Source organism: Paraburkholderia sp. SIMBA_054 (assembly GCF_046534875.1).
GTDB classification, from domain to species: Bacteria; Pseudomonadota; Gammaproteobacteria; order Burkholderiales; family Burkholderiaceae; genus Paraburkholderia; species Paraburkholderia hospita.
In genome coordinates this window covers 177,860-198,489 of the sequence record NZ_JAWRXV010000007.1, presented here as the reverse complement: position 1 = coordinate 198,489, position 20,630 = coordinate 177,860, and the positions used below count along the sequence as shown (strand labels likewise).

24 protein-coding genes and 1 pseudogene are annotated in these 20,630 nt (G+C 61.0%); 13 read left to right on the top strand and 12 right to left on the bottom strand.

Annotated elements, in window-relative coordinates; translation table 11 throughout:
* Positions 1 to 518: 518 nt before the first annotated feature.
* Together SB822_RS11135 and SB822_RS11130 are read left to right on the top strand one after the other, a co-directional pair.
* Positions 519 to 2,420, top strand: coding sequence for a methyl-accepting chemotaxis protein (locus SB822_RS11135; protein WP_410854668.1), 1,902 nt, complete (start codon positions 519 to 521; stop codon positions 2,418 to 2,420).
* Positions 2,421 to 2,794: pseudogene (locus tag SB822_RS11130) on the top strand (3-hydroxyacyl-CoA dehydrogenase family protein); the annotation flags it as partial.
* On the opposite strand, the gene SB822_RS11125 reads toward SB822_RS11130, so the two are convergent.
* Positions 2,754 to 3,779: a LacI family DNA-binding transcriptional regulator gene (locus SB822_RS11125; RefSeq protein WP_410854667.1), complete on the bottom strand. Its 1,026-nt coding sequence runs from the start codon at positions 3,777 to 3,779 to the stop codon at positions 2,754 to 2,756. The pseudogene SB822_RS11130 and the gene SB822_RS11125 sit on opposite strands and share 41 nt — an antisense overlap.
* Positions 3,780 to 4,037: 258 nt before the next feature.
* Here SB822_RS11125 and SB822_RS11120 point away from each other — a divergent pair, with 258 nt between their 5' ends.
* The 3 genes from SB822_RS11120 (at position 4,038) to SB822_RS11110 (ending at position 6,538) form a co-directional block, all read left to right on the top strand.
* Entirely contained in the window at positions 4,038 to 5,096 is a 1,059-nt protein-coding gene (locus SB822_RS11120; RefSeq protein ID WP_086916399.1) for a fatty acid desaturase, read from the top strand.
* Positions 5,097 to 5,114: 18 nt separating this feature from the next.
* Entirely contained in the window at positions 5,115 to 5,438 is a 324-nt protein-coding gene (locus tag SB822_RS11115) for a non-heme iron oxygenase ferredoxin subunit (RefSeq protein WP_410854666.1), read from the top strand.
* 65 nt (positions 5,439 to 5,503) lie between these two features.
* Positions 5,504 to 6,538, top strand: a complete 1,035-nt coding sequence (locus SB822_RS11110; RefSeq protein WP_114224055.1) for a sugar ABC transporter substrate-binding protein — start codon at positions 5,504 to 5,506, stop codon at positions 6,536 to 6,538.
* A 113-nt stretch (positions 6,539 to 6,651) separates the two neighbouring features.
* Here SB822_RS11110 and SB822_RS11105 read toward each other — a convergent pair whose 3' ends face one another.
* Positions 6,652 to 7,593: a LysR family transcriptional regulator gene (locus tag SB822_RS11105; protein WP_007579061.1), complete on the bottom strand. Its 942-nt coding sequence runs from the start codon at positions 7,591 to 7,593 to the stop codon at positions 6,652 to 6,654.
* Between the two features lie 107 nt (positions 7,594 to 7,700).
* On the opposite strand from SB822_RS11105, the gene SB822_RS11100 reads away from it, so the two are divergent.
* Both SB822_RS11100 and SB822_RS11095 read left to right on the top strand, forming a co-directional pair.
* The gene (locus SB822_RS11100; RefSeq protein WP_410854665.1) at positions 7,701 to 9,212 is read left to right on the top strand and encodes a CoA-acylating methylmalonate-semialdehyde dehydrogenase; all 1,512 of its coding nucleotides are present in this window, start codon (positions 7,701 to 7,703) and stop codon (positions 9,210 to 9,212) included.
* A gap of 232 nt (positions 9,213 to 9,444) precedes the next feature.
* Positions 9,445 to 9,642, top strand: a complete 198-nt coding sequence (locus tag SB822_RS11095) for a hypothetical protein (protein WP_007579056.1) — start codon at positions 9,445 to 9,447, stop codon at positions 9,640 to 9,642.
* Positions 9,643 to 9,736: 94 nt separating this feature from the next.
* Here SB822_RS11095 and SB822_RS11090 read toward each other — a convergent pair whose 3' ends face one another.
* The 8 genes from SB822_RS11090 to SB822_RS11055 form a co-directional block, all read right to left on the bottom strand.
* Positions 9,737 to 10,162, bottom strand: a complete 426-nt coding sequence (locus SB822_RS11090; protein ID WP_007579055.1) for an organic hydroperoxide resistance protein — start codon at positions 10,160 to 10,162, stop codon at positions 9,737 to 9,739.
* A gap of 47 nt (positions 10,163 to 10,209) precedes the next feature.
* A complete protein-coding gene (locus SB822_RS11085) occupies positions 10,210 to 10,446 on the bottom strand; it encodes a tautomerase family protein (protein ID WP_007579054.1) in 237 nt (78 codons plus the stop codon).
* 49 nt (positions 10,447 to 10,495) lie between these two features.
* On the bottom strand, positions 10,496 to 11,248 hold the full coding sequence (locus SB822_RS11080) for a putative DNA-binding domain-containing protein (protein ID WP_410854664.1): 753 nt from the start codon (positions 11,246 to 11,248) through the stop codon (positions 10,496 to 10,498).
* On the bottom strand, positions 11,245 to 12,117 hold the full coding sequence (locus tag SB822_RS11075) for a DUF692 domain-containing protein (RefSeq protein ID WP_007579052.1): 873 nt from the start codon (positions 12,115 to 12,117) through the stop codon (positions 11,245 to 11,247). Before SB822_RS11075 ends, SB822_RS11080 begins: the two co-directional genes overlap by 4 nt.
* A 75-nt stretch (positions 12,118 to 12,192) precedes the next feature.
* Positions 12,193 to 12,462: a hypothetical protein gene (locus SB822_RS11070; protein ID WP_007579051.1), complete on the bottom strand. Its 270-nt coding sequence runs from the start codon at positions 12,460 to 12,462 to the stop codon at positions 12,193 to 12,195.
* A 52-nt stretch (positions 12,463 to 12,514) separates the two neighbouring features.
* On the bottom strand, positions 12,515 to 13,279 hold the full coding sequence (locus SB822_RS11065; RefSeq protein ID WP_007579050.1) for an alpha/beta hydrolase: 765 nt from the start codon (positions 13,277 to 13,279) through the stop codon (positions 12,515 to 12,517).
* 60 nt (positions 13,280 to 13,339) lie between these two features.
* Positions 13,340 to 13,849, bottom strand: a complete 510-nt coding sequence (locus tag SB822_RS11060; protein WP_410854663.1) for a DoxX family protein — start codon at positions 13,847 to 13,849, stop codon at positions 13,340 to 13,342.
* Positions 13,846 to 14,124, bottom strand: coding sequence for a DUF2282 domain-containing protein (locus SB822_RS11055; RefSeq protein ID WP_007579048.1), 279 nt, complete (start codon positions 14,122 to 14,124; stop codon positions 13,846 to 13,848). Before SB822_RS11055 ends, SB822_RS11060 begins: the two co-directional genes overlap by 4 nt.
* Positions 14,125 to 14,489: 365 nt before the next feature.
* Between SB822_RS11055 and SB822_RS11050 the strand changes: the two genes are divergently transcribed.
* On the top strand, positions 14,490 to 15,503 hold the full coding sequence (locus SB822_RS11050) for a D-cysteine desulfhydrase family protein (RefSeq protein WP_410854662.1): 1,014 nt from the start codon (positions 14,490 to 14,492) through the stop codon (positions 15,501 to 15,503).
* Positions 15,504 to 15,550: 47 nt separating this feature from the next.
* On the opposite strand, the gene SB822_RS11045 is transcribed toward SB822_RS11050, so the two are convergent.
* Positions 15,551 to 16,102 (bottom strand): thioredoxin family protein, encoded by a 552-nt coding sequence (locus SB822_RS11045; protein WP_007734220.1) that lies wholly within the window; start codon positions 16,100 to 16,102, stop codon positions 15,551 to 15,553.
* 179 nt (positions 16,103 to 16,281) lie between these two features.
* Here SB822_RS11045 and SB822_RS11040 point away from each other — a divergent pair, with 179 nt between their 5' ends.
* Positions 16,282 to 16,422 (top strand): hypothetical protein, encoded by a 141-nt coding sequence (locus SB822_RS11040; protein ID WP_007734221.1) that lies wholly within the window; start codon positions 16,282 to 16,284, stop codon positions 16,420 to 16,422.
* A 3-nt stretch (positions 16,423 to 16,425) separates the two neighbouring features.
* Here the strand turns inward: SB822_RS11040 and SB822_RS11035 are convergent, their stop codons facing one another.
* Entirely contained in the window at positions 16,426 to 17,442 is a 1,017-nt protein-coding gene (locus SB822_RS11035) for an alpha/beta fold hydrolase (protein ID WP_410854661.1), read from the bottom strand.
* Positions 17,443 to 17,704: 262 nt separating this feature from the next.
* Between SB822_RS11035 and SB822_RS11030 the strand changes: the two genes are divergently transcribed.
* The 4 genes from SB822_RS11030 to SB822_RS11015 all read left to right on the top strand — a co-directional run bounded on the left by SB822_RS11030 (position 17,705) and on the right by SB822_RS11015 (position 20,630).
* Positions 17,705 to 19,114 carry an MmgE/PrpD family protein gene (locus SB822_RS11030; RefSeq protein WP_410854660.1) on the top strand — a complete coding sequence of 470 codons (1,410 nt, stop codon included), beginning with the start codon at positions 17,705 to 17,707 and terminating at the stop codon, positions 19,112 to 19,114.
* Positions 19,115 to 19,140: 26 nt separating this feature from the next.
* Positions 19,141 to 19,371, top strand: coding sequence for a tautomerase family protein (locus tag SB822_RS11025; RefSeq protein ID WP_007579042.1), 231 nt, complete (start codon positions 19,141 to 19,143; stop codon positions 19,369 to 19,371).
* A gap of 19 nt (positions 19,372 to 19,390) precedes the next feature.
* Positions 19,391 to 19,597 (top strand): tautomerase family protein, encoded by a 207-nt coding sequence (locus SB822_RS11020; RefSeq protein ID WP_007579041.1) that lies wholly within the window; start codon positions 19,391 to 19,393, stop codon positions 19,595 to 19,597.
* A 145-nt stretch (positions 19,598 to 19,742) separates the two neighbouring features.
* Positions 19,743 to 20,630 carry a LysR family transcriptional regulator gene (locus SB822_RS11015; RefSeq protein WP_079493956.1) on the top strand — a complete coding sequence of 296 codons (888 nt, stop codon included), beginning with the start codon at positions 19,743 to 19,745 and terminating at the stop codon, positions 20,628 to 20,630.

The following is a 20,630-nucleotide window of genomic DNA, read 5'->3' as shown; positions in this document are numbered from 1 at the left end:
GCGGCGCAAACCATTCGCTGCCCCTAGCTCTTGTTCGGGTGTTTGAAGTGGGTGAGGCGGTCATTCGAAGCGTTGGCAACGAACGCGAACAAAGACGTTGCCGTGTGAAGCGTAAGACCCTTTGGGGGCCCTCAGGCAAGAAGAAATGTTGGCGGTGTTAGCCGCTTTCTTTTGCCTACTTTTCTTTGCGGCGGCAAAGAAAAGTAGGTGCCGCCCCGCACAGGGGCAACGCTTGAAGCACGAAGGCAAAACGCGGATGCCAGCGCAAAGGCAAACACACCGCCCGGCTCAAACCGGATGCCAGCGCAAAGGCTAAAACACCGACTGGCAACGCCCGCGCCCGGAAGGCTCAACCGCAAATACCAGCCAAAACCCAAATCAAAAGCCGTTGCAAACCAAAAAACCACCTTCCATCGAGTCAATTATAAAAAATGCACTCCGTTCAGATTGTGCGCGAGTGTTCCGTAATAGGCGATTGATCAACTCATTCATCAACGCATTCGCACAGGGAACCCCGCATGGGCATGCGCTCCATCGCAGTCAAACTGAGCCTCATATTCGGCGCGGCGCTCGCGGCCACGATACTGGCCATCACGCTATACGCGACGCTCAACGTGCGCCGCCAGGCCGTCGACAACTTCAACGACGCGGGCCTAGGCCAGATTCGCCAGATTGACAGCAGTCTGCGCGAGACCTTCAAGCGCATCCACGACAACGTTGTGTTTCTGTCGGACCTGCCGCTCGTACAGTCCGCGGACACGTCCGTCACCAACTACCTGACGCACGGCGGCCAGATGACGCCCGACACGAATGGCGGCGTCGAGACGGATATCTTTCACCTGCTGCAACGCTTCGGCGACAGCCATCCCGATCTGCGCTACGTCTACGTAGGCACGCAATGGGGCGGCTACGTGCAATGGCCGAAAGGCAAATTCACGAGCGATCACTACGATCCGCGCGAGCGTCCGTGGTACGTGCAGGGCATGCAGGCAGCGGGCGGCGTGCGGCGCACGGCCGCCTACGCGAATTCGGGCGGCGACAACAACGTGATCATCAGCTTCGTGCGCTCGATCCAGAACGCCCAAGGCAAGCCCGTCGGCGTGCTCGGCATGGATATCTCGCTGGATGGCTTCGCGAAGATGATCGGCCAGGTGCGTTTCGGCGAAACGGGCTATCTGATGGTCGTCGAAGACAGCGGCACGGTGCTGGTGGACCCGCACGACGCCGCACACAACTTCAAGGCGCTGAAGGATCTCGGCGACGGTTATCGCGACCTCGCGGCGATGGCGAACGGCACGCTGTCCGTCGATATCGGCGGCGCGCGGTATGACACCGTCGTCTATACGTCGCCGGAACTAGGCTGGAAATACATCGGCCTGATTCCGCATGCGGAAATGATGGCGTCGGCCAATCGGCTGAGCGCGATGCTGATTGTCGTGGGTCTCGTCGTGCTGCTGGTCGCGCTCGCGCTGACGACGGCGCTCGGCAGTCGTCTGACGGCGCCGCTGCGCCAGCTGTCGAACAGCATGCAGGACATCGCATCGGGCGACGGCGACCTCACGCGGCGTCTGCCCGTAGGCAGCAACGACGAGGTCGGTGTGCTCGCCGAGCAGTTCAACGCGTTCGTCGAGAAGCTGAACGGCGTGCTGCTCGACATCCGCGACAGTAGCGCATTGCTGCGCACGGCGACAGGCGAGATATCGACGGGCAATGCCGATCTGTCCGCGCGCACCGAGCAGCAGGCGGCCGCGCTCGAAGAAACGGCGGCGAGCATGGAAGAGCTGACGGCCGCCGTCAAACAGAACGCCGAAAGCGCGCGCCAGGCGAGCACGCTCGCGAGCGACGCCTCCGACGTGGCGCGCCGCAGCCACGAGGCCGTCGAGCGCGTGGTGTCGACGATGACCGACATCAGCCAGAGTTCGAACCGGATCGCCGATATCACGGGCATCATCGAAGGCATCGCGTTCCAGACGAATATTCTCGCGCTCAACGCCGCGGTCGAATCGGCGCGCGCCGGCGAGCATGGCCGCGGCTTCGCGGTCGTCGCGAGCGAAGTGCGCAGTCTCGCGCAACGCTCGTCGAGCGCCGCGAAGGAGATCAAGGAACTGATCGGCGCGTCGGTCGACCGGATCAGAGATGGCTCGTCGCTGGCGGGCGAGGCAGGCGAGACGATGACGGAAGTGACGCGGGCCGTCGGCCAGGTGACGGCGATCATGAGCGAGATCGCGGCGGCCTCCGAAGAGCAGAGCCGCGGCATCGCGCAGGTGAACCTCGCGATCACGCAGATGGACGACGTCACCCAACAGAACGCCGCGCTGGTCGAGCAGGCGGCTGCCGCGTCGCGCTCGCTCGAAGATCAGGGGCGGCAGCTCGATGAATCGGTGGCGGCGTTCCGGTTGAAGTCGGCGACAGCGGCGTAAAGACCAGTCGAAGAAGGCGTCGCGAGCGCCGAAGATATCGACACGGCGATACGCACGGGCTTCGGCCTGCGCTTCGCTGTGCTCGGCTTGCTCGAGTTTATCGATTGGGGCGGCTGCGACATTCTCTATTACGCGTCGCATTACCTCGCAAAGTAGAAGGGCGATCGGTTCCTGCCTGCGGAGATCGTCAGCGGCAACATGGCGGCATCACGCAAAGGCTTGCGCGATGAGACGGGCTTCTATGACTATCGCAATGTCGATGTCGGCGCGTATGTAACGAGCGGCTCGAAACGTTTGGACGCATGCTCGAGCACCTCGGTCTCGCGCCTGCGTTCAATACAGCGAATAGCGGGAGTACGTCTCGATCGGAATGATGGCATGCGATGGCACGGCCGCGCCTTCGCGCGCACCCTTCAGATGATCGACGGCGGTGCGCAGCATGAGGCGTATATCCTGCGTCAGCAGATAGTCGATCGCATCGGAACGCAACAGCGGCTCCGTGATGCGGTTGACCTCGTGCGTCACGTAGAGCGTGCGGCCCGTCAGATTGTGTTCGCGCAGCGCGGCGGCAAGCCCCTCGTTGCCACCCGCGACGTTGTAGATGCCGTCGAGCTTGCCATGCGCCTTCAGGAAGCGGGTCGTCGCTTCGTAGGTCGCCGCGCCGGAATCGGCGCCCTTGATCACCTCGACCAGATTCACATGCGGGAACCGTTGGCGCAATAGCGAACGGAAGCCGATCTCGCGATCCTCGTGGCAGGTGTACGAAAACGTCGCGACGATCACGGCGACATCGGGCGACGCATGCGCCTGCAGATGCCGTCCGAGTAAAAAGGCCGCCGACTGTCCGGCCGCGCGGTTGTTGACGCCGACGTATGTGTGACGCGCGTCGGCGTCCACATCCGTGATCAGCGTGACAACGGGTTTGCCCACCGCCATGCATTCGCGCAACGCCGATGACGTCGTCGCGGTGTTCGTGCAGATGATGCCGATGCCGTCCACTTCCGCCGTCGCCTGCCGGATACGGGCCGCGACTTCTTCGTCGGATGCCCCGACGCACTTCTCCACTTCAAGCCGCACGCCGTTCGCCTCGAACTCGGCTTCGAGCGCTATTGCCGTTCGGATCAACTCGTCGGTGAACGCGTCGCCTGCTTGCGCGAGCAGCCGGAAATCATAAGCGGCCTGCTTCGCGCGAACGGCTGACCTTGCAGATGGACCGGTGCCTAGCTGCTTCAACGCGGCTTCGACCGCATGGCGCGTGCGCGGGTGCACGCCAGGCCTGTCGTTCAGCGCGCGATCGATCGTCGCGCGGCTGAGCTGCGTGATCTCCATGAGTTGCTTGAGCGTCGGCTTGTTTTTCATCGCGGGTCCTCGCGCGGCGGGTCGAGTAATTGCATTGGGTCGATTTTGACTCATTTTGAGGCGTTTGTGTGAGGCATCAATTAACGGCATTGTATTGTCACGCCATCAGGATCATGGATTACCCTTGGTGGCTCAGAATGAGGCATAAATGGTTTTGACGAATGCTCATTACGAGTCTTAAATGCACTCAACGATGATCACTGCCTCAGGCAAAACACCGCCCGAGCGAAACCGTCAAGCCAGCATCAGGAGCCATGCATGTCCGCACAGAAAGACAACTCGAAACCAATCACGATGGACGACTGGTACAAATGCCCGCTTGACCGCAAGGTGCTCAAGGAACTCACGCGCCGCAACGACCGCGACGCGCTCCTGTACCTGAGCGGCTTTCTCGCGATGGTCGCAGGCAGCGGCGTGCTCGCGTGGCTGTCGCTCGGCACGTGGTGGTGCGTGCCTGCGTTCCTGCTTTACGGGACGATCTACGCGTTCGCCGAAGCGATGGAACATGAGTTGCGCCATCGCACGCCGTTTCGCAGCGAATGGCTGAATGCGTCGGTGCACTGGCTGATCTGTTTCATGACGTGGCGTGAGCAGATCTACAGCCGCTGGTCGCATGCGCAACATCACACGTACACGCATCTGACGGCAACCGTGCCCGCCGATGTCGAAATCGCCGTGAAGCGGCCGCCGAACTATCTGAAGCTCGCGACCGATTTTCTGCGCGTCTCGCACGGCATCCATCATCTGGGCAACATCGTGCTGCACAGCCTCGGCATCGTGTCGCGCAGCGCGAAAGCCGTCGTGCCGCCGATCGAATATCGCGCGATGTGCCGGAATTCGCGGATCGTCCTCGCGCTATATGTCGGCGTGGTTGCGTGGGCGATCGTCGCGCATAGCTGGCTGCCCGCGGTGTTTCTTCTGCTGCCGCGTGCGTATGGCGCATGGCTGCACGAACTGCTGGCCATCACGCAGCACACGGGGCTGCGCGAGAACGAACTCGACCACCGCTTCTCGACGCGGACCATCCGGCTCAATCCCGTTCTCCAACTGCTCTACTGGAACATGAACTATCACGTCGAGCATCACATGTTTCCGAACGTGCCGTTTCACGCGCTGCCGAAATTGCGCAAAGCGATCGAGGCGGACCTGCCGCCTGCTTACGACGGACTGTTCAGCGCCTGGAGCGAGATTGTGTACTTCCTGCGCATGCAGCGGCACGACCCGGACTACATGATCACGCCGCGCGTGCCGGGCAAGACGCCCGCCACGCAGGCGCGACCCTCCGACGACGAAGCACTCGTCGCCCAGCCACGCTGAACACGAACGGAGCACGCAATGAACATTCTGCAATGGCATCAGGTCTGCGCATGCGACGACATCGACGAAGAAGACGTGATGGAGTTCGAGCACGAAGGCAAGCTGTATGCGGTCTATCACACGGCCACGGGGTTCTACGCTACAGCGGGACTCTGCACGCATGAAACGGCGCGGCTCGCCGATGGTTTTGTGTTTGGCGAGGTGATCGAGTGCCCGATGCATATGGGGCGCTTTCAGATCCCGACGGGCGCCGCGAAGGGCGCGCCCGTGTGCGTGAACCTCGTCACATATCCCGTGAAGACGGAAGACGGCAACGTATTTATCGGCCTCGCCGCCGACTGATCGAGCAAGGCAACGCAGCAAACTGCCGGCGCGAGACGCCGGCAGCCACAAACATGGAGACAGCGATGAGATTACCCGTCATGAAGGCGCTTTGCGTCGCCGCAGCGGTCCTGAGCATGGGCCTGCATGTCGATGCGAATGCGGGGCCTGTAGCGCATTTCGATTTCATCACGCATGCGCCGGATTCGGATGCATGGTGGAACACCGTCAAAAACGGTATCAAGCAGGCCGATGAAGATTTCAACGTGCAGACCGACTATCGCAACCCGCCGAATGGCGATATCGCCGATATGGTCCAACTCGTGAATCAGGCTGCCGCGCGCAACTACGACGGCGTGGTGACGACCATCGCTGACTTCGATCTGCTCAAAGGCTCCGTCTCGCGTCTGAAAGCGAAGAACATTCCGTTCGTCACGGCCAACACGGGCACGGAGAAGCAGAGCGCCGATCTTGGCGCATTGCTGCATGTGGGACAGCCCGAGTACCTCGCGGGCAAGGAGGCGGGAAAGCGCGCCAAGGCCGACGGCATCAAGACGTTTCTGTGCGTGAACCACTATGCGACGAACCCGCTGTCATTCGAGCGCTGCCGCGGATTTGCCGAAGCGATCGGCGCAGATATGAAAACCTCGGTTCTCGACGCGGGCACCGATCCGACGGATATCGAATCGAAAGTCAGCGCTTATCTGCGCGCGCATCCGAACACGCAGGGCGTGCTGACGCTCGGGCCCACTTCCGCTGATCCGACCATTCGTGCCGTCACGAAGATGGGGCTCGCGGGCAAGATCTGGTTCGCAACCTTCGATATCGACTCTGACGTCGCCAAGGGAATCAAGGACGGCACGATCAAGTTCTGCACCGATCAGCAGCCGTATTTGCAGGGCTATATTCCCGTCGCGATGCTCGCGATCATGCACAAGAATCACAACACGGACGTCGCGCAGGCTCGCAATGAACTGGAGAAGGACCCGAAGTTCATGAAGCGGCTGCAGGACTATGGACTAAAGCCTGTCTACGAGGCGCGCAATATCAGTTCGGGTCCGGGATTCATCACGCCGCAGAACATCGAGAAGGTGTCGGCGCTCGCGGGAAAGTACCGATAAGCGGGTTTCGTTTTGCAGGCGTCTCCACCGCCAGCACTTTTCCCACTACGTTTTGAGTGGGCGATATGGGCCAACTAATGGTCCATATCGTTTATTTACGGATCAAGGCTGGTTCAAACAGGAAAACCATCCGAAAAGCGCTCGCGCAAATAGCCGACGAACAGCCCGACCGCACGCGGCACATGCGACGCATAAGGCCGCACGATATAAAGCTGCTCGGCGAACGCGCCCGTCACGCGCCAGTCCGGCAGCACGACGACCAGCTTGCCAGCCTGCACGGCGGCCTGCGCGGTGAAGTCCGGCAGCAGCGCAATGCCCAGGCTTTCGAGCGCCGCGTCGCGCAGCGTCTCGCTGTTGTTCGCGGAGAACTGTCCGTTGACGGGCAAGGTGACGGGTCGGGTGCCTGCCTTTCGCGCCGCCTTTCGCTCGAACGACCACATCGGTTCGCCCGACGAGCGCGGATAAAAAAGGCAATCGTGAGAAGAAAGTTCTTCCGGTGACCTGGGCGTGCCGCGCTTTCGCAGATAGGCGCGCGTCGCGACGATCACGGAATGCGTGTCGCAAAGCTTCCAGGCGACGTGCGTATCGGGCGGCTCGGCGCTGTGACGGATCGCGAGATCGAAGCCTTCCGTGGCGAGCGATACGAGCCTGTCCGACACCTCCAGTTGCACCCGAACCTCGGGATTGGCCACCAGAAACTCGGGCACCTTCGGCACCAGTTGCTGCCGCGCGAACGCGACAGGCGCCGTCACGCGCACGAGCCCGCGCGGCACGCCCGACAGCTCGCGGACCTGCGCGAAGCTGGCGGCGATCTGCGCATATTGCCCGCGCGTGCTGTCGACGAGCTGCTGGCCGGCTTCCGTCAGCCGGACGCTGCGCGTCGTGCGCTGCACCAGCGAAATCCCCGCAGCGCGCTCCAGTTCGGAAATGCGCTGGCTCATTGCCGCTTTGCTGACGCCCAGGCGCGCCGCGGCCGCCGTGTACGTTCCCTGTTCGGCGAGCATGGTGAGCCAGTGCAGATGCGTCCAGAGTTCTGCGATATTTTGCGTATCCATACACTCATTGTTCACGGTGGCTAACATTGATTTCAATGTTAGCCTCTTTCCAGCGCGTCCGCACCTTCCTACACTGCTTCTCAAGCCAATCACGAAGGAGCCGAGACATGCAAGCCTTTACCGACAGCGCAGACGTGGGACATTTCATTCACGGGGAGCGCGTCAGCGGAACGGGAAGCCGTAGCCAGGCCGTCTTCAATCCGGCCACGGGTGCCCGGGCCCGCAAGCTGCTGCTCGGTGAGGCCGCCGATGTCGACGCAGCCGTCGCGAGCGCGAAGGCTGCGTTTCCGAAGTGGGCCGACACGCCGCCCATCAAGCGCGCACGCGTCATGCTGCGTTTTCTTGAACTGATGAACCGTCACCACGACGAACTCGCGGCCATCATCACGGCAGAGCACGGCAAGGTATTTTCCGATGCCCAAGGCGAAGTTGCGCGCGGCATCGACGTGATCGAATTTGCGTGTGGCATTCCGCAACTGCTCAAGGGCGACTACACGGAACAGGTTTCGACGGGCATCGACAACTGGACAATGCGTCAGCCGCTGGGTGTCGTCACGGGCATCACGCCGTTCAACTTCCCGTGCATGGTGCCGTGCTGGATGTTCCCCGTCGCGATCGCGGCCGGCAATACGTTCATTCTCAAGCCGAGCGAGCGTGACCCGTCGGCGGCGCTGTTCATGGCCGGATTGTTGAAAGAGGCAGGTTTGCCCGACGGCGTGTTCAATGTCGTGCAGGGCGACAAGGTTGTCGTGGATGCATTGCTCACGCATCGGGACGTGAAGGCCGTGAGCTTCGTCGGCTCGACGCCGATTGCGAACTACATCTACGAAACGGGCGCGAAGCACGGCAAGCGCGTGCAGGCACTGGGCGGCGCGAAGAACCATATGGTGGTGATGCCCGACGCCGATCTCGACAAGGCTGTCGATGCGCTGGTCGGTGCCGGCTACGGTTCGGCAGGCGAGCGTTGCATGGCGATCTCGGTTGCGCTGCTGGTCGGCGACGTGGCTGACAAGATCGTGGAGCGACTCGCCGAACGGGCCCGCAGCCTGATCGTGAAGAACGGCATGGAGCCGGACGCGGAAATGGGTCCGATCGTCACGCGGCAGGCCTTGGAGCGGATCGAAGGGTATATCGCCGAGGGCGTGAAGGAAGGCGCGACGCTCGTCGTCGATGGCCGCGGTCTGAAGGTGGCGGGTCATGAAGACGGCTTCTTCACGGGCGGTACGCTGTTCGACAACGTGACGCCGGAAATGCGCATCTACAAGGAAGAGATTTTCGGGCCGGTGCTTGCTTGCGTGCGCGTGAAGGACTTCACGGAAGCCGTCGAGCTGATCAATGCGCACGAATTCGGTAACGGCGTGGCGTGCTTCACGAGCGATGGTCATGTTGCGCGCGAATTCGGCCGCCGTATCGAAGTCGGCATGGTCGGCATCAATGTGCCGATTCCGGTGCCGATGGCGTGGCATGGCTTCGGCGGCTGGAAGCGCAGCCTGTTCGGCGACACGCATGCATACGGCGAAGAAGGCGTGCGCTTCTATACGAAGCAGAAGTCGATCATGCAGCGCTGGTCGGAGAGCATCGAGAAGGGCGCCGAATTCGCGATGCCGACCGCGAAGTAACACGCTTTAACCCAAGCCAGACAGCCCTTTTTAGAAGGGCTGTTTTTGTTTGTGCGCTTTGATCTGATGTTTGACGATGCAGTCAATCGACGCGATAGCACGCATTGTTCCCGATTTGAAAACTGTGAATTCTGCGCAGCCCGGTTGATGATTCCGTCAGGAGGTTTACCCTACGTTCATAGGCCGACGTTTCAAATTCGACGTCGCCACAGGCTCTACTGAGGATCAGGCAATGAAGCGCGAATCTTTGAACTTCCGGAATATCGACGACCATAGCGGCGCAGGCGTACGCACGCGCATCGAAGCAGTATCGAGCGAGAACGCACAAGCTGCTGCTGTCCCGCGCAACTGGGCATGGGCGCATTTCAGCGATTCATACGACTGGATGGACTCGCATAGCCCGTCCGTGGTGACGGAGTCGCTGGACTGAATGCGTATTGCGAAGTGCCGTTGAAATTCGCAATAACGTATTGCTGGCCGCGCGATTAAACGGCGGCCAGCAATTTGAGGCACGAATCGATGCGTCAGACGAGCGTGAGCTTCACGTCGATGTTATTGCGCGTCGCATTCGAATATGGGCACACGATGTGAGCCTTGTTGACCAGATCTTGCGCGGCATCGCGCTCCATACCCGGCAATGATATTTTCATCTCGACTTCGATGCCGAACCCATTTGGAATCGGCCCGATCCCGACGCTGCTGTCGATCGACGCATCTGCGGGGATCGCGATCTTATCGCGTGCGGCAACGAATTTCATCGCACCGATAAAGCAGGCGCTGTAACCGGCGGCGAACAGCTGCTCCGGGTTCGCGCCGTCACCGCCTTTTCCTCCCAGTTCCTTTGGCGTGGTGAGCTTGAATTCAAGGTTGGCTTCGGGCACCGTCGCGCGGCCGTCGCGGCCTCCCGTTGCGGTTGCGTGAGCAGTGTAAAGCGCCTTTTCGAGCGACATGGCAAACTCCTTCGTTGAAGAGCTACGCGTTGTTGGAAGACTGCAGGTCAGGCTGATTTCGCTGCTTTGAGCTTTCGATACTCGAGGGCAGGCAGACCGCCCCAGCCCCAATTATCCGTCGGCACTTCCTCGATCACAACGAAGGTGGATTCGAGCGGCTTGTTCAGCACGTCGAGCAACACCTGGCTCACGCCCTTGATGAGTCGCGCCTTTTCTTCGGCCGTCACGCAATCCGCGCCGGGTTTCGTCCCTTCTCGCGTAACCTGAATTGTGACAATCGGCATCTTGCTCCCCTCGATCGTAGTTGAGGAATGGGCGGAGAGCTAGCGACTGTCAAACGCTCTCCACACCCACGATGAGTTCGCTGCCCAGCCATCCCGCCAGCAGCGCACCCGCTTTCGCCACGCCATCCGCGTCACCCAGACGCTCGACGAGCAGATCGCATAGTGTTGCAAAGCTTTCATTTTCCTGCAGATGAAGGAGCGCTTCGTACTCGGCGGCATCGACGCGCTTGAGGCACGACACGAACTGCCGCCGCCAGACGATCAGGCCGCCCGGTTCGTCGAGCATTTCGCTTTCGGGCGGCTCGGCGTTGGCGGATAGGGCGGACCAGATGCTGTCGGCATTCGTCGTGGCGGGGCGATGCCTGAGCGACGGCGCAAAGCGCAGCCGTGCCGCGTCCCAGTCGACGGAAGCGAGGGCGTCGAGCGGCAGCGGCTGCGCGTCATGCGCAACGAAGGCTTCGGCCAGCGCATTCTCGATCCACGCGAGCTCGTGCACGTCGGGGTTGTGCGGGAACAGCACGCTCAGCGTGTCGCCGAAACCGTATGCGTACGCGTCAGGTGTCCACGCGTGCGGCGGATGGTGGTTGATGTGGGTCACGACGGCATGCAGAAACGCATCCTCGCCAAGCAACGTCCGTACCTGTGGAAACGAATGCTCGAGGCATTCGATCAATTGCCCGCGATAGTTGTTCTGATAGACGGACAGGCCGCGTGATGCATCGCCGCCGACGCGGCGGGCGGCTTCTTCCGATGCATCCGTAAGCCACGAGCGGAAGTCCTGTTGCCACGCGGCGAGTGTCATGCGGCCTCCGCAATGCGCGTGTCGCGTGTGACCTGTGCGTCCTGTTGCGCATGAGCGCCGAGCTTGCGCGCGATCCACAGTTCCCTCAGCAGTTCGTTCAGCGGCGGCACGTTGCCGTCGCGCTCGATCATCGTCGCGACGGGACCGAGCCGCGCCATCGCGTTCTCATAGAGTGCCCAGACTTCATCGCACACGGGGCTATCGTGCGTGTCGATCAGCAGATCGCGGCCTTGCGAGTGTCCTGCGAGATGGATCTGATGCACGCGATCGACAGGCAGTCCGTCGAGATAGGCGAGCGCATCGAAACCGTGGTTCGTTGCGCTCACGAAGATATTGTTCACGTCGAGCAGCAGGCCGCAGCCGGTGCGCTTCGACATCGTGGAAATGAATTCCCACTCGGTCATCGTGGCGCCGTCGAACGCGAGATAACTGGACGGATTCTCGAACAGCATCTGGCGCCCGAGTGCATTCTGCGCGATGTCGATATTCGCGCATACGGTGTCGAGCGCTTCGTCGGTATAAGGGACGGGCAACAAGTCGTGTGAATTGAAGCGGCCGATACGCGACCAGCTCAGATGATCGGACACGAACAGCGGTTCGATCTCGTCGACGAGCGACTTCAGCCGGCGCAGATAGTCACGGTCGATGCCATCCGCCGAGCCGATCGACATCGACACGCCATGCAGCACGACGGGATGCTTCTCACGCACGCGCCGCAGAATGTCGCGCGGCTGGCCGCCTTCGACCATGAAGTTCTCGGAAATGACTTCGACGAAATCGACGGGAACGTTCGTTTCCAGGAAGTCGCGATAGTGTTCCTTGCGCAGGCCAAGGCCATAGCCTGCAAAGCGGGGATTGGGAGAGAGCATGAGGCGTACCCGGCTGCGGAGTGTCGGTGAATGGACTGGCCCGGCAACGCATAGCCGGGCCAACGCTAGCGTGACTTACTTCGGCTCGGTCAGTGTGCCGCCCAGCGACAGACATTCGCTCGGCGTCTTCACGACTACGCCTTTGCCCTTGCAGCTGTTGAGGCCCTTGCAGTCGTTGTGAGCCGTCGCGCACAGCGCCTGGCCCTTGCATGCGTTGACGCCGTAGCAGCGGCCGGGTTGCTCGCCCGTGGCGGCGCTCGCGGAGGTCGCGACGGTTGCCGATGCGATGGCGAGGAGAGCTGCGGCTGCAGCGAAGCTGACGCGGGATTTGACGGTGCTGTTCATGGTTGCTCCATGGTGGGTTGAGTGAAATGCGATTGGGAAAATGGCTTTGCGTTTATTTCGCGTGCAGCGCGGCTTCTTCGATAACCTTCGCGACGGCTTCAGGCTGCGAAATTTCGATGGCATGGCTTGCCTTCACTTCCGTGACCTTCGAGCCCGCACGCTTGTACATCCAGCGTTGCAGGTCGGGGTTGATCACGCGGTCGTCGGTCGCGACGATGCCGTAGGTCGGCTTGTTGTGCCATGCGACCGTGAACGGCGCGGAGGCAAAGTCGGCGACGGTGGCGGGCACTTGCGAAACGGCCATGAAGTCGGTGCGGTTCGACACGAGATCGCCGGCGTAGTCCGTGCCGTATTTGGCGGGGTCGAAGTAGTAGTGACCGTCGATGGTCTTCTGCACGCCGTCCGTGAGCTTCGGCATCGATCCAGCGAGCTGATTCACGCTTTCGCCGACGTCGGGCTGAAACGCGGCGACGTAGACCAGCGCCTTCACCTTGGGACGCGCGCCCGCTTCCGTGATGACTGAGCCGCCGTAGCCATGGCCGACGAGAACGACAGGGCCTGTCTGTCCGATGACGGCGTTGTTGGTCGCGGCGACGTCTTCTGCGAGCGTCGTCATCGGTTGCTGGACGATGCGGACGTTGTAGCCCTTATGGATCAGGATGTCATGCACCGCGCGCCAGCCGGAGCCGTCGGTGAACGCACCGTGAACGATCACGATGTTCTTCACGCCAGCCGGCGCGTCCGGCGTTGCGGCGAATGCTGCGCCTGAAACGGCGAGCGCTGCCGCGGCGAGGGTCAAAGTCGAAAGAATGCGCATAGTGTTTTCGAATGGAGGCCACGCGGGCCGTGTTGTGGATATCGGGTGACGAGGGTTCGGTTAGTCCGCGGTGCGCGAGCGGCCCAGCAGATGATCGATCGACCATTTGCCTGCGCCATGCGCGATCAGCGGAAGAAGCAGACCTGCCCAGGTCAGATGCGTCGGCCATGCGTCGGGATAGACGAAGATCTCGATCACGGCCGTCATGCCCAGCAGCACCAACGCGGCGGAGCGCGTGAACAATCCGAGCACGAGCAGGATCGGGCACAGGTGCTCCGCATACGTGGCGAGGTGCGCGGCCAGCTCCGGAGGAATCAGCGGCAATGCGTATTCCGAGCTGAACAGGGCATACGTCGACGGCTTGATCGTCAGCAGGCCGGTTACTTTCGTGCGTCCCGACAGAAAGAAGGTTGCTGCGATACCGAAGCGCGCCACCAGCAGCAGTAGCGAAGGCGAAAGCGCGCCCGACAGGCGCTCGGTGACGGCTGCGCGGAGTTCCGACACGCCGCCCTGTTTCGCGAGGGACGAGCGGGAAACGCGCGCGTCGCGGGTTTGGGAGTGCAGCATCATGACTTCGCCTTCAGCGCGCCGTAGCCCTTCGGCGTCTTGATCGTCGTGCAGGTGCCCTTGTCGACCATGACGAACGCGTCGCCCTGATAGTCGACCTTCGACGTGGCTGCGCAGCTCGTGCCGGGACCGGCTGCGCAATCGTTCTTGCCGGCGAGCGACACGCCAAAGCATTTTTCTTGAGGCTTGGCCTGCTCGGAGCCGGCATGCGCGCTGGTGGCGAGGACAGTAAGCGAAAGGGCGAACGTGGCGGCGAGTGCTGCGCGAGTGCTTTTCATATTCATCTCCGGTGGTGTGACAGTCAGGTGGTCAGGATAACTAAATCGCATACGATGGAATCACATGCGAGATGATACTGAGGTCTAGGAATTTGTCAATCGGTTGCGAGTAAATCGCGTGCGATATATATGTAAAAACGGAATGGCGTGATACTCGATAATCTCGCTGGATTGGGAGAGCGAGAGCGGAAAACCGGGCCATGAGCCCGCAAAGGCGCGTGCAAACGCGAATAATGTGTTCATCGATTGTTTCCTGATGTTCAATATTTTCGGGGATTGATGGCCGTTGAACGCGGCATGCGAAGCACGCGGCGATGCGTTAACATTTGCGCGACAAACGACGCCGAACACCTGGAGATTTCCGCATGTCGAACGCACCCGCTCTCGATCTCACCGCCTTTCCTCGTTACGCATTGATCGAAGGGCCCACGCCGATCCAGCATCTCAGCCGCTTGAGCAAGCTGCTCGGCGACGTGGATATCTACGTCAAGCGCGACGACGTCACGGGACTCGGCGGTGGCGGCAGCAAGCTCAGGAAACTCGAGTTCCTGTTGGGCGAAGCACTCGCGCAGGGCGCGGACACGGTCATCACGGTGGGCGCGCGCCAGTCGAATCACGCGCGGCTCACGGCCGCAGCGGCGGCGCGTGCGGGCCTTGCTTGCGAGGTCGTGCTGACGCGCATGGTGCCGCGCGAAGACGACGATTACGTCCACAACGGCAATGTGCTGCTCGACGAGCTGCTCGGCGCCCGCATTCATGATCTGCCCGGCAATGCCGATGCGATGGCGTTCGCGCAAAACCGCGCGGACGAGCTGCGCAAGGCCGGACACAAGGTGTATCTCGCGCCGCTGGGCGGCTCGTCTGCTGTCGGCAATCTTGGTTATGCGGCGTGTGCGGTGGAAATTCTCGAACAGGCGCGCGCGCTGGGTGTTTCGTTCGACCGCATTGACGTGCCCAACGGCAGCGGCGGCACGCAGGCGGGTCTCGTCGCCGGCTTGCTGGCGATGGGCGAGGACCCGACGCGTGTCGTCTCGCATAACGTGCTGGCGACGCATGAGAACACCTTGTCCAATACGCGATTGAAGGCGAAGGAAACGCTTGCGCTGCTGCGGCCCGATGCGGTGCTTCCCGACGCGAGCGTGATCGTTGAGGGCGGGCAGCGCGGTGAAGGCTATGGCATTCCCACCGACGCGATGCGTGAAGCCGTGCGGCTTCTGGCGAGCGTCGAAGGCCTGCTTCTGGACCCTGTGTATAGCGGGAAAGCGTTCGCGGGCCTGCTGCACGACATTAGAAGCAAAACGTTCGCGCCAGGCTCGAAGGTCGTGTTCCTGATGACGGGCGGCCTGCCGGGTCTGTACGCGTATCGCAGCGCATTTTGAGCGGATGGCGCGGCACACACGCCGCGCTTTAGCCACGTCTGCCAACATCAACCCGCACGCGCCAGTTGCTCGCGGACGGCTGCTTCCGTCTTGTCGTAATCGCCTTCGCCGAAATGGCTATAGACGATGTGCCCCTGCTTGTCGATCAGATAGACGGCCGGCCAGTATTGGTTGCCATAAGCGTTCCACGTCGCGTACTGGTTGTCCTGCGCGACGGGGTAATGCAGCCCGTATTCGGCAATCGCCGCCTTGACCTTTTTCGTCTCGCGCTCGAACGCGTATTCAGGCGTATGCACGCCGACGACGACAAGGCCTTGATCCTTGTACTTCTGATACAGCTTCTCGACATGCGGCAGCGTATTGACGCAGTTGATGCATGTGTACGTCCAGAAATCGACGAGCACGACTTTTCCGCGCAATTGCTGCATGGTCAGAGGCGGTGAATTCAGCCATTGATCGATTCCGGCGAATTCCGGCGCAGCGCGGTTGTTTTCGGCAGGAACGGCCGTCGCGGCGCCGCTGTTGGCGACCATTGCACCCAGCCCGGCAACGGCGGCAATGGCAACGACGGTAGTCAGGGTTTTGATTCGGGAGAACATGTCAGCGTCCTTTGATTGGAAGACATGGCTGTATTTGAACGTCCTCGCGTATCTCTGCTGTGTCGCCGTGTCGCGTGTTTGAATCGTCTTGTATCAGTGGGGTGCTTCGATACATTGGGACACAAATGGGCGCATGTTCTGCGCTATAACAAAGGCGTGAATCAATGTTGGAGGCAATCATGAAACGGCTTTTGGCAATCTTCTTCTTTCTCGCGGGCGGGCTTGCAACGGAAATCACTCATCCCGTTCAGTGCGATCTGATGACGGCAAGCGGCGTGCAGCAAAAGCGCCGGAAAACATCGGCGCGCGTTGCACGATAAAGCTCAGGTTCTCCACTTGCCGCTGCGCGCGAGTTCCGCGCAGGCATCGGCGAAAGCTTTGGGCGCTTCCTGCGGCAGGTTGTGGCCCGCGTTCGGAATCTGTCGGTGAATGCGCGGGCCGGTGAACTTCGCTGCTGACGCGCGGCCATCGGTGGCAGGGATCACGCCGTCCGCGAGGCCGTCCAGTGTGATTGACGGAACCGTAATGGGTGAAATCGATGCGAGCTTCTTCTCGATCTCATCGTACTGCGAATAGCCCGCTGCAAGGCCAAGTCGATGCCGGTATGAATGGATGACGATATCCACGAAGTCCGGATTGTCGAATGCTTTCGCCGAACGCTCGAAGGTCGCTTCGTCGAAATGCCACGTCGGCGAATTGTTCTTCCACAGAATGTGCGCAAGCTCGCGTCGATTGGCTTCGAGTCCCGCACGGCCACGTTCGGTCTGAAAATAGTACTGATACCAGAGGCCGCGTTCGATGCCAGGCGGCAGCGGCGCGCCCGCTTTGGAGATATCCTGGATCAGATAGCTGTTCACGGAAACAAGGCCGACGCAGCGCGAAGGCTTGATAGCGGCGACGACGCAAGCCGCGCGTCCGCCCCAATCGTATCCGGCGAGCACAGCCTCGGGAATATCCAGTGCATTCATCAGTTCGATCACGTCCTGGCCGACGGCCGCCTGCTGACCGGCGCGCGGCGTATCCGCTGACAGAAGGCGCGTCGTTCCGAAGCCGCGCAGATACGGCACGATTACGCGAAAGCCCTGCGCTGCGAGCATGGGCGCGACGTCCACGTAGCTGTGAATGTCGTACGGAAAGCCGTGGAGAAGAATGATGGGGCGGCCTTCGGCGGGTCCCGCTTCGTGATAGCCGATGTCGAGCAGATCCGTGCGAACCTGGCGTACAGGAAGCGTTGTTAGCGGCGTTGCGGACGCTGAGGCGTCGCGAGTCGATGCAGCAAGCGCATGCGGCATGTTGCCGAGCGTCGTCAACGTTGCGACGCTTGCTGCGGCTGCGAACATAAAGCGGCGGCGATTAGATAAATCTTCTGACACGATAATCAATCTCTTCGAGGATAAGCGTCGGAAGATTGAAACGTGTGCATGTATCTGATTTGTGTCTGCCGTACATCGCCTGTGTAGCGTTTTGTAGGCGAAAAGTAATGCCTGAAAATGCGTCGTCACTATCAGCGCAACAGATAGCGGTATCCAAACCCTTCGCTTGATCTCCGCAGTGAGCGGTGCGACATTGAGTCACCCGTTCTTCACGCGAGACCTTCAAGCCATGAGCACTCTTACCGCTGTCGAACGTATCGGGCGGTTTGCCGACGTTGCGCACGTCAGTCATCTCACGCCGCAGACCCGGCACTTGCTGAAGCGAAACATCCTGGATAGCCTGGGGTGTGCAATCGCCGCATTGCCAGGCTCGCCTTTCAAGGCGCTCCGGGAGCAGTTCGACGAATATCGCAGCGGCGGCACCTGTACGCTGATTGGCGGCGGCTCGACTTCTCCGGATCAGGCGGCGTTGTACAACTCGGCGCTCGTGCGTTACGTGGACCTGCTCGACAGCTACATGTCGCCAGGCGGTCTTTGTCATCCGAGCGACAACTTCGGCGCGATACTGGCCGCCGCCGAGCATGCATCGGCGGACGGCGAATCGTTCATGCTTGCGCTCGCGGTTGCGTATGAGATCGGCTGCCGCATTACGGCAATCGTTCCCGTCATGGCAAAGGGTTTCAACCACGCAATTCAACTTGCGATTTCGTCAGCGGCCGCTTCGGGAAAATTGCTTGGCCTCGACGCGGATCAAATCGCGCATGCGATCGCCATCGCCACCGTCGACAACATCTCGCTCTCCTGCGTTCACTCCGAACCCGTGTCGTACTGGAAGGGCTTTTCGCCCGGCATAACCTGCATGCGAGCGGTTTATTCGGCGTCGCTTGCGAAGCGTGGTTTTACGGGGCCGCTACGTCTTTTCGAAGGACCGAACGGACTCGTGCGCATGTTCGATCAGCCGGTCGAAGTGGATTGGGAAGATTCGAGGCTGGAGGTGGTCCATCAGACCGTGATGAAGAAGTACTGCTCGCTGATTCACGGTCAGCCCGTGCTCGAAGCCACGCTGGATCTCAAGCGCGCGCACGGCATAACGGGCGGCGACGTCGAAGATGTGGTTTGCGACATCTTCCAGATGGGCTATGACATCGCGGGCGGTGGCGGCTTCGGTGCGAAAGACGATCCGCAAACGAAAGAGCAGGCCGACTACAACCTCAAGTATCTGATTGCCGCTGCCTTGCTCGACGATCAGGTCGGTCCCGCTCAACTGGAACCCGCGCGTGTCCAGGCAGCCGACGCGCAAGCGCTGCTGAAGAAAGTCACGATACGTCCCGACGCCGCCTTTTCGGCCCAATACCCGAAGGCATTGAATACGCGCGTTACGATTCGCTGCCGCGATGGCCGTGTGGTGTCGAAGGAGCATGTGGGCTTTGAAGGCGGTCTCGACAATCCGTTCACTTGGGAGCGGACTGTCGAAAAATTCAACTGGCTCAGCGAGCCCTATGCGGACGAAACGCTGCGTGGCCAGATCGTCGATCTCGTTTCCAGGCTCGAAGAACACAAGATCTCTGAGTTGATGCAACTCCTCACGAAAGTCAATCGAGAAGCGGTGTACCCGGCAAAGCATCCGGGAATTCAATAATTGATTCAGGCATACAGGAGATTCGAATGGCCCTGATTTCATGTGACATGCGATACGGTAGAACGGACGAACAGAAACGTCAGCTTGCAGCGGGTCTGCTGCGTGTGGTCAGCGAGGCGACAGGCGAAACGAAGAACGACATCTTCATTGTGTTTCGCGAGGGCAGGGGTATCAACTTCGTCGAGCATGGCGAGCATCTTCCCGAATACGTGGAAGGCGCAGCCAACGACAAAGAACTGATCAGCCGCCTCAAATAAACATCGCAGGAGTATCAGCATGCCTTTTATCGAATGCCATATCGCCGCTGGATTGACACCGGCGCGCCGCGAGCAACTGATGCGCGACATCATTCAGGTCACGCACGACGCGATCGGTTCCGACCCGAAGATCATCAATGTGATCCTGCATGAGCATCCGCGCGAGAACATCAGCATATCGAGCCGTATCAATGGCGAGGAATTCAAAGCCCAAAAGACGGGTTGAGGCCTTGCCAGAAGCAATGGCTGTGATCAGCGCGCCGATGCACAATCCGGCTTTGGTGTAGGATGACGATCGACCTGCGCCGCAGCGCAGTGCGGGCCTGTGATGACAGTATCCAGGCCTTGTCGATCTCATCGAGGTACACAGCATGGATGTCGCCGACCTCAAGGTGTTCGAGGCAGTGGCCCGTCAAGGCAGCATGAACCGGGCGGCTGCCGAACTTCATACCGTTCAGTCCAACGTGACAGCGCGAATCCGGTCTCTCGAACGGGAAATCGGTGTCGCGCTGTTTCAGCGCCATGTGCGCGGCGTCAGCCTGACGCCCGCTGGGCAACGCATGCTGCCGTACGCGGCGCGCATTGCGAAACTGCTTGCGGACGCGCGGCTCGCAGCGCTCGACGACGGCCCGCCCGCCGGCGCGCTCGCTTTAGGCACGCTCGAAACGACGGCCGCATTGCGCCTTTCGCCGATACTGAGCAACTTCGCCAGAATCTATCCGCAAGTGCGCCTCTCTCTGACTACGGGCACGAGTTGCAGCCTGACGGAAGAGGTCGCCGCGTGCCGACTCGATGGCGCGTTTGTCGCAGGCCCCGTCGAACATCCGGAGCTGCATGCCGAGATGATCTTTCAGGAAGAACTGGTGCTGGTGACGCCGCGCAACCTGCGTTCGATGGATGCGCTGCGCGCCGTGCCCGACCTCAAGACCATCGTGTTCAGATTGGGTTGTTCGTATCGTCAGCGGCTGGAAGCGCTGCTGGCGGAAATGGGCATCGTGACGGCCACGCCGCTCGAATTCGGTTCGCTCGATGCGATCATCGCGTGCGTCGCGGCGGGCATCGGCGTGACGCTGTTGCCGCGCGGTGTTGTGTCGAGCGCGGCGGAACAGGATATCGTCGCGCTTCATTCGTTGCCGCCAGAGAAGGCGCAGGTCGCTACGCTCTTTATTCGCCGGCATGACGCCTACGTTTCGAGCGCGATGCAGGCATTCGTCGAAGTGACGCGCTCGCGTCTCGGCCCTGTGATGGCGGCAGCCTAA